This is a genomic window from Loktanella agnita (assembly GCF_046640325.1).
In the GTDB taxonomy this organism is placed as follows: Bacteria; Pseudomonadota; Alphaproteobacteria; order Rhodobacterales; family Rhodobacteraceae; genus Yoonia; species Yoonia agnita.
The window spans coordinates 57555-64957 of record NZ_JBJMBF010000020.1 but is presented as its reverse complement, the minus strand read 5'-3'; the positions used below and the strand labels follow the sequence as shown (position 1 = coordinate 64957).

Sequence of the window (7403 nt, the reverse complement as noted above, 5' to 3'; positions counted from 1 at the left end):
TCGCTCCTTTCCAGCCAAAGGAAAATACGAGCGGAAAACTCTAACTACAAACGGCAGAAAAACCGGGTTTCAGAGCAGTCAGTCTGCAACCATCAGCTGACTATAAATTTCGACACTGAAAACATAAACATTGGAATGAATCCCAAGACTGTAAATATCGCTCTGATAATCGCTTTTTGCTTGAATCGTTCATCGAGCAAATTCGCCAGTATTGGGTAAGATATTACCAATCCGAACATTGAAATACGCTCAGCGCCAACGCTGCTCAAAAGAAATACTGAGATTATAGAAAGAGTCAAAAGACTAATCAATAACCAGTATGTCTTCTTGCGATCCTCGCGAACTATGCCTTTGTCGAGTATAGCAATCAAGCAAACGAATAAGAATAAAAGAAACGAATACGCCAGAGCAAGATTGCTTCCAGTGGCCGCAGATGATTTGGTTTCAGCGCCATAATAAATACCCGCGCCGGACACGCCAAAGCTAAGAATCCAGGCTAATTTCCCAATCACTGTTCTTTTTCTCAAAAACAACAAGGGAAGAAATACAGCTGCTACATTGTGCGAAAGAAATGATAATATGAAAAAGATGTAAGCCTTAAAGGGGGTTTTCTCATTCCACACAATGGAAAAGCAGTATAGAAAAAATATACAGGCAGCCCACTGCCGATAAATATTCTGCATTCCCATAACAAAAGGAAAGAAAATCAGTATTGCGAAATAAGTGTATTGGGGGGGCGAAATTAGACAATGCTCTGAATAGAAATAGGCCCAATATGATATCGGATATTACGAAAACCGTATATGCATCCTGCGTTAGGCTGAATAAATAACGCTGCCCAAGCCAAAAAACCGGTTCCCTAATGAAATATACTGATAGCGACGATGACGGCATCGAGGCCACATAGGCGTTGATGTCAACATCGAAATCCGTCCGTACGATTAGAGAAAGCCCACAATACACCGAAAACCAGATTACGAAGAAAAGCTTTGAATGGTTCACCAATTTTCTATTGAGCGAGAAGATAATCCCAACTGTCATCACGAAGATGTAATATGATAGCTCCATTACTTTTGCTTTTCTACCTCTGGCTGCATAAACACTTCAACACTCTTGCTTTAGAGTCAAACTATTTGCCACAGGTATTTTGCGTCGTTGGGGCTTTTAAACGGGTGCTTTTGCAATGCGTGATTTTAGTGAGCTTCCACTGTTTTCTTGAACAGCTGCGGATCAGTGTAGGGGGGCTGTGGACCGCGCGACCTATACCCCTGGCTGCCTACCCGGTAAGCGACGGACTGGATTGCTCGGCTGTTACACCCCCCCAAACGCGCTCAGTCTGAAACCACGCGCCAACTTTGATGCGACGATTGCGTCATGGCAGCGGGTTAGACGCCGGGCACTTCAGCGGAGCATGTCACGCGCCCCGAAACCGACAGCCTGCTCCCCCGCTGCCCGCAGCGCATCGTCCTGATCGTTCAGTCGTTTCAGTTGCGCCATCATCGCCTCTTCCATTTGCAACGCTTGCCCGATCTTCATGTTGGCCCACAGCCCGAGGATCCGGCTGATCCGCGCCTGATAGCCCGGCCCCATCGCCCGATAGAATTTCGCCACGCTGGCATCCAGACACAGGGTGATCTTCGTCTTCGGCTCAACCACATCCAGATCATGCTCCAGCGTGTGCCAGGCGAGCGGCACCTTATCGCGGATCTCCAGCGCGATATCGGCGCTTTCTATGCTCTCTTCATAAAGATAGCGGATCATTTTCTGGCGGGCGATCCGTTCGGCTTTGGGCATCTGGGGCATGGTGATCTCCTTTACCGGTACAGCCTGCCTTGCGGGAATTAACACCACCGGAATGCAGCGCGCGTTGGGGTCCGATAGAAGTCCGACGCGGGTCCGACGCAACGCCATATCGCGTTTCCCCTTGCTTTTTTGGTCATGTGGCCCCAAATGAAAGGCGCTAACGTTATCCAATTCGACCCGCTGTCTTCCTTTCCGGCTGCAGTTTTTCGATCTTGAACTGACGACGCCGGGCTGTCGCACTTCCGCGGACAGCAACAAAAAAGGAAAAACACGATGGCCACTGGTACCGTGAAATGGTTCAACACTACAAAAGGTTACGGCTTTATCGCCCCTGATGGCGGCGCAAAGGACGTGTTCGTGCATATCTCTGCGGTCGAACGCTCGGGTCTGACAGGCCTTGCCGACAACCAGAAAGTAACCTTCGACATCGAATCTGGTCGTGACGGACGCGAATCAGCGATCAATCTTTCGGTCGACTAACCGCCGAAAATGAAGAAGTGGGTGCGCAATTTCATGCGCACCACAAATTACCGGCGGTTGTTCGCCGATTGGGTTACAATATTGTAATTTTCTTGATTTTGTTGCCTTACATGCGCATGGTTTTCAGGCGACGTTAACCTATCGACCACTGTCTGCTTCATCGGCCCAGTCTTTCGATCCAAGTTTGACCGAGCCGGTCCGCTGCACTCCCGCGAGCGGAAACAATGAAGGAAGACAAGGACATGGCTTCAGGCACTGTCAAATGGTTCAATACCACCAAAGGCTACGGCTTTATCGCGCCCGACGGCGGCAGCAAAGATGTGTTTGTGCATATCTCTGCGGTCGAACGTTCCGGTCTGACCGGCCTCAAGGACGACCAGAAGGTCAACTTTGATATCGAATCCGGTCGCGACGGCCGTGAAAGCGCTATCAATTTGAAGCTCGCTGATTAATCCATCAGAGAGACTGCGAAACGGGGCGCAGGACGGGGTGCCCCCTCGCATTACCACGCGCAAATTGACATGATCTGGGGTGGTGCTTGGGCCGTCTCCACATGTCGCAAGTGCCTTATCTGGCACGCATCTGGTTGGTACCATTCACTCACCCTGGCAGTCTAAGATGCGTTCCAGTTCACGCCTTTGCTGCGGGGCACCGTGGCGACTTGGTAGACCTGTCCATCGCGGGCATTTAATCCACGGCCCTGACCAATTCCAGCACAGTCGGCCCGATCGCGGCAACAACAGCGGCGACCCCATCCTTGTTTGGATGAATCCCGTCGCGTTGCATCAGCGCTGCAACGCCGTCTTGCGTTCCCGCCGCAGTGCGCAGCCCGTCAAAGAAACCCGGATAAAGCGGCACGTCGTATTTCGCGGCAAGATCACGATACATGCCTTCGAATTCTGCTTTATATTCAGGTCCGTAGTTGGTGCCAGCGCGCAGCCCGACCAATAGCATTTCCACCCCGGCGTCCTGCCCCGCGGCAAGGATTGCATCCAGATTGCTACGGCTGACTGCAGGGTCTATCCCGCGCAGGTAGTCGTTCCCGCCCAGCGTGACGATCATCGCATCCACGTCCGGCGTCAGAGTCCAGGCAACCCGGCTGCGCCCGCCCGCCGTTGTGTCACCAGAGACACCGGCATTGATCACGGTCACATCTGCACCCTGCGCTTGCAACCAGCTCTCTAGCTGCGGCACGAAGCCATCCGCGCGCGACAACCCATAACCTGCGGTCAGACTATCGCCGAGCGCCGCAACCCTGACCATTTCTGCCTGCGCGCAACCTGATGTTATCAAAACCGCGATAGCAAACTTGCTGACACGTGCCCTTGCCCCATATGCAAAGGACATCACGAAATTTGAGGCCGCGCGTATGACCGATCCGATTCTCAGCATCACAGATGTGAACCTGTCGCTAGATGGCAACGCGGGGCAGGTGGATATTCTGCATGACATCGCGCTGGATGTGGCCGCGGGGGAAACATTGGGCCTTGTCGGGCCAAGCGGGTCAGGCAAATCGTCACTCCTTATGCTTATGGGCGGGCTGGAACAGGCGACATCGGGCCGGATCACGGCCCTGGGGCAGGATCTGACGGCGATGAACGAGGACCAGCTCGCACGCTTTCGCAGAGACAATATGGGGGTGGTCTTTCAATCTTTCCACCTGATCCCGACAATGACCGCACTGGAAAACGTCGCGACCCCGCTGGAACTGGCTGGCGCAGGCGATGCGTTTGACCGCGCGGCGGCTGAATTGTCGGCGGTGGGCCTGTCAGATCGGATGGACCATTACCCCAGCCAAATGTCAGGCGGCGAACAGCAACGTGTGGCGCTCGCCCGTGCATCTGCGCCGCGACCGCGCTTGCTGCTAGCGGATGAACCCACCGGCAATCTGGATGAGGCGAATGGCCAATCCATCATCAACCTGCTGTTCGATCTGCGCGACAAACATGGGGCGACGCTGATCATGGTGACCCATTCGGGTGAGCTGGCCGCGCGGTGTGACCGCGTTGTGCGGCTACGTGACGGGCGGATCGACGATACGCTCGCCCAGGCCGCAGAATGAGCCTGCGCATCGCATCCCGATTTGCCATGCGCGAACTGCGTGGTGGTTTGCGTGGCTTTCGGGTTTTTCTGGCCTGCCTTGCCCTTGGCGTGGCGGCAATTGCCGCTGTGGGCACTGTGCGCACTGGCATCGCAGAGGGGTTAAAACGCGACGGCGCGGCCTTGCTTGGCGGCGACGCAGAGGTAGAATTCACCTATCGTTTCGCGCGCAAGGCAGAGCTGGATTGGTTGAACAGCATCGCTGACAGGATATCGGAAACCGTCGATTTCCGTTCAATGGTTGTGGTTGGTCGCGATAGCGGCACCGAACGCGGGCTAACCCAGATCCGCGCCGTGGATGATGCGTACCCGCTGATCGGCGCTGTCAGCTTGTCCCCCGATATCCCGCTGTCAGCAGCACTGGCTGATTTCGGCGGGGTGATGGAGCGTGTGTTGGCGGATCGTTTGGCCTTGTCGCCGGGCGATACATTCCGGCTGGGCGAACAGGCCTTTACCCTGCGCGCCGTGCTTGACCGCTATCCGGATAATGCGGCAGGCGGCTTTGGTCTTGGTCCGCGCACCATTGTGCTGACCGAGGCGCTGGAAAATTCAGGCCTGCTGGCCGAAGGGACATTGTTTTCCACCCAATACCGGCTTGATCTGCCGCCGGGTGCCGATCTGCAGGCGCTAGAGACCGCAGCAGAAACACAGTTCCGCGACAGCGGACTGCGCTGGCGTGACAGCCGCCGTGGTGCTGGCGGGGCAGAGCGGTTCGTGGACCGGATCGGCGCGTTCCTGATCCTTGTCGGCCTGTCCGGGCTGGCGGTGGGTGGCGTTGGGGTCTCTGCCGCTGTGCGCGCCTATCTGGCAGGCAAAACATCCATCATCGCGACGCTGAAAACGCTGGGGGCAACAAGGGCCACGATATTTCAGACTTACTTCATTCAGATCGGCGTGCTCAGTCTGGTGGGTATCGCCATCGGGTTGGTGCTGGGGGGCGGTCTGCCGGTGCTTTTCGCGCCCTTGATCGAAGCGCGATTGCCCATTCCCGCCGCCTTTGCGATTTACCCCGGCCCGCTGATTGAGGCCGCAATTTACGGGATATTGGCGGCACTGATCTTTACGCTTTGGCCGCTGGCCAAGACAGAGGATATCCGCGCCGCGACATTGTTCCGCGATGCGTTTGGCGGGTCACACAGCCTGCCGGGGCGGCGTTATTTGGTCACCATTGCGGCGCTGCTAATTACGCTTGTCAGCGCGGCGATCTTGTTTTCCGGCACGGTTTTCCTGACGCTTTGGACAGCGGGCGGCATTGCCGGGGCGCTGGTACTACTGGTTTTTGCCGCGCTTTTCGTCCGTTGGACGGTGCGCCTGTTACGCAAACCGGCGCGTGGCTATCCGGCGCTGCGTTTGGCTTTGGGCGCCATCGGTGCGCGCGGGGGAGAGGCAACGTCAGTCGTTCTATCGCTGGGCCTTGGGCTGACGGTGCTGGCGGCAGTCGGCCAGATTGACGGCAATTTGCGAAACTCCTTCGCCAGCGACCTGCCCGAGGTTGCGCCCAGTTATTTCTTTGTCGACATCCAGCCTGACCAGATCGACGGGTTCCGCGAACGGCTGGATACGGATCGGGCGGTCAGCAGGGTTGATACAGCACCGATGCTACGGGGCATCATCACCCGGATCAATGATCGTCCGGCCACAGAGGTGGCAGGCGGGCATTGGGTCGTGCGGGGGGACCGGGGGATCACCTATGCCGACGCCCAGCCATCAGGGACCGAGGTCACGAAAGGTGCGTGGTGGCCCGAAGGCTATGACGGCCCGCCCCAGATCAGCTTTGCCGAGGAAGAGGCGCTGGAGATGGGTTTGCAGCTGGGTGACACGATGACGATTAACGTGCTGGGCCGCGACATCACGGGTGAGATCACCAGCTTTCGCAATGTCAGTTGGGAAGACGCAGGGATCGGTTTTGTGCTCGCGATGAATCAGGCCGCACTCGCAGGCGCGCCGCACAGCTGGATCGCCACTGTCTATGCCGAACAGGAGGCCGAAGCGGCAATTCTGCGCGATCTGGCCACCGCCTATCCGAATATCACCGCGATCCGCATCCGCGATGCGATTGATCAGGTGATTGAACTGGTCAGCGGAATTTCGGCAGCGACACGCTATGGGGCGCTGATCACGCTTGTCACCGGGTTTTTGGTGCTGATCGGTGCGGCCGCTGCCGGGGAGCAGGCGCGGACATTTGAATCTGCGATATTAAAAACACTGGGCGCAACCCGCGGCCGGATCATGGCGAGCTTTGCTTTGCGCGCCGCATTGCTGGGGCTGGCAGCAGGGATCGTGGCGCTGGGGGCCGGTATTCTGGGTGGCTGGGCCGTTGCGACCTACATCATGGAAACCGATTATATGATCATCTGGTCCAACGCTTTGGGTATTATCGGCGGCGGGGTTCTGGCGTCGCTGCTGGCAGGTTTGGCCTTTGCATGGCGGCCACTGGCGGCGCGCCCGGCGCAGGTGTTGCGGGCGCGCGAATGAACGGCCCGGCTTTTTTCGGCTATGGCAGCCTTGTGAACGTGGCGACCCATGATTACGCCGACCCCCGCCCGGCGACGCTGCAAGGCTGGCGGCGGATCTGGCGCCGGACAAACCTGCGCGACGCTGCTTTCCTGTCGGTCGAACCGGCGGCGGGCTGCACGTTACAAGGGCTGACGGCACATGTGCCCGGGGCCGACTGGGCGCTGCTGGACCAGCGCGAGGCAGCCTATCAACGCGTTGACGTCACAGATCGCATTCGCCGGAATGGCCCCGTATCATCCACAGCAGTGTATCAGGTGAAACCAGAGCATCACAGCGCTGGCGAACACCCGATCCTGCTCAGCTATCTTGATGTGGTCGTGCAGGGATATCTGCAGGTCTACGGGCACCGGGGTGCCATGCATTTCTTTGACACCACGGATGGTTGGGGGGGGATCGGTGTTCGATGACCGGGCCGACCCGCAATACCCGCGCCACCAGAGGCTGACTGTAGCAGAGCGGGACTTGGTCGACAAATTGCTGGCCGCAGCGCAGCATCAGGCGGG

The 7403-nt window shown here is 57.2% G+C and carries 8 protein-coding genes; 5 read left to right on the top strand and 3 right to left on the bottom strand.

The features are described 5' to 3' along the window. Positions 1 to 92: 92 nt before the first annotated feature. On the bottom strand, positions 93 to 743 hold the full coding sequence (locus ACJ5NV_RS18135) for an EpsG family protein (protein WP_411646010.1): 651 nt from the start codon (positions 741 to 743) through the stop codon (positions 93 to 95). Between the two features lie 658 nt (positions 744 to 1401). Continuing rightward, positions 1402 to 1803, bottom strand: coding sequence for a BrnA antitoxin family protein (locus ACJ5NV_RS18130; RefSeq protein WP_411646002.1), 402 nt, complete (start codon positions 1801 to 1803; stop codon positions 1402 to 1404). 273 nt (positions 1804 to 2076) lie between these two features. On the opposite strand from ACJ5NV_RS18130, the gene ACJ5NV_RS18125 reads away from it, so the two are divergent. After that, positions 2077 to 2283, top strand: coding sequence for a cold-shock protein (locus tag ACJ5NV_RS18125; protein ID WP_411646001.1), 207 nt, complete (start codon positions 2077 to 2079; stop codon positions 2281 to 2283). 242 nt (positions 2284 to 2525) lie between these two features. Next, complete coding sequence (locus tag ACJ5NV_RS18120; RefSeq protein ID WP_411646008.1) at positions 2526 to 2735, top strand: cold-shock protein; 210 nt, start codon at positions 2526 to 2528, stop codon at positions 2733 to 2735. A 235-nt stretch (positions 2736 to 2970) separates the two neighbouring features. On the opposite strand, the gene ACJ5NV_RS18115 is transcribed toward ACJ5NV_RS18120, so the two are convergent. Beyond that, a complete protein-coding gene (locus tag ACJ5NV_RS18115; RefSeq protein WP_411646000.1) occupies positions 2971 to 3546 on the bottom strand; it encodes an arylesterase in 576 nt (191 codons plus the stop codon). Positions 3547 to 3652: 106 nt separating this feature from the next. Between ACJ5NV_RS18115 and ACJ5NV_RS18110 the strand changes: the two genes are divergently transcribed. Genes ACJ5NV_RS18110 through ACJ5NV_RS18100 form a run of 3 tightly spaced genes read left to right on the top strand, consistent with a single transcriptional unit; the run spans position 3653 to position 7307 of the window. Beyond that, positions 3653 to 4345: an ABC transporter ATP-binding protein gene (locus ACJ5NV_RS18110; RefSeq protein WP_411645998.1), complete on the top strand. Its 693-nt coding sequence runs from the start codon at positions 3653 to 3655 to the stop codon at positions 4343 to 4345. Then, positions 4342 to 6858: an ABC transporter permease gene (locus ACJ5NV_RS18105; RefSeq protein ID WP_411645997.1), complete on the top strand. Its 2517-nt coding sequence runs from the start codon at positions 4342 to 4344 to the stop codon at positions 6856 to 6858. Before ACJ5NV_RS18110 ends, ACJ5NV_RS18105 begins: the two co-directional genes overlap by 4 nt. Beyond that, positions 6855 to 7307, top strand: a complete 453-nt coding sequence (locus ACJ5NV_RS18100; protein ID WP_411645995.1) for a gamma-glutamylcyclotransferase family protein — start codon at positions 6855 to 6857, stop codon at positions 7305 to 7307. Before ACJ5NV_RS18105 ends, ACJ5NV_RS18100 begins: the two co-directional genes overlap by 4 nt. The last annotated feature ends 96 nt before the right edge of the window (positions 7308 to 7403 follow it).

Bases quoted from the DNA above. Each gene is read 5' to 3' on its own strand.
- ACJ5NV_RS18105 (WP_411645997.1), top strand. From the start codon at position 4,342: ATGAGCCTGCGCATCGCATCCCGATTTGCCATGCGCGAACTGCGTGGT.
- ACJ5NV_RS18100 (WP_411645995.1), top strand. From the start codon at position 6,855: ATGAACGGCCCGGCTTTTTTCGGCTATGGCAGCCTTGTGAACGTGGCG.
- ACJ5NV_RS18130 (WP_411646002.1), bottom strand. From the start codon at position 1,803: ATGCCCCAGATGCCCAAAGCCGAACGGATCGCCCGCCAGAAAATGATC.
- ACJ5NV_RS18110 (WP_411645998.1), top strand. From the start codon at position 3,653: ATGACCGATCCGATTCTCAGCATCACAGATGTGAACCTGTCGCTAGAT.
- ACJ5NV_RS18115 (WP_411646000.1), bottom strand. From the start codon at position 3,546: ATGGTCAGGGTTGCGGCGCTCGGCGATAGTCTGACCGCAGGTTATGGG.
- ACJ5NV_RS18125 (WP_411646001.1), top strand. From the start codon at position 2,077: ATGGCCACTGGTACCGTGAAATGGTTCAACACTACAAAAGGTTACGGC.
- ACJ5NV_RS18120 (WP_411646008.1), top strand. From the start codon at position 2,526: ATGGCTTCAGGCACTGTCAAATGGTTCAATACCACCAAAGGCTACGGC.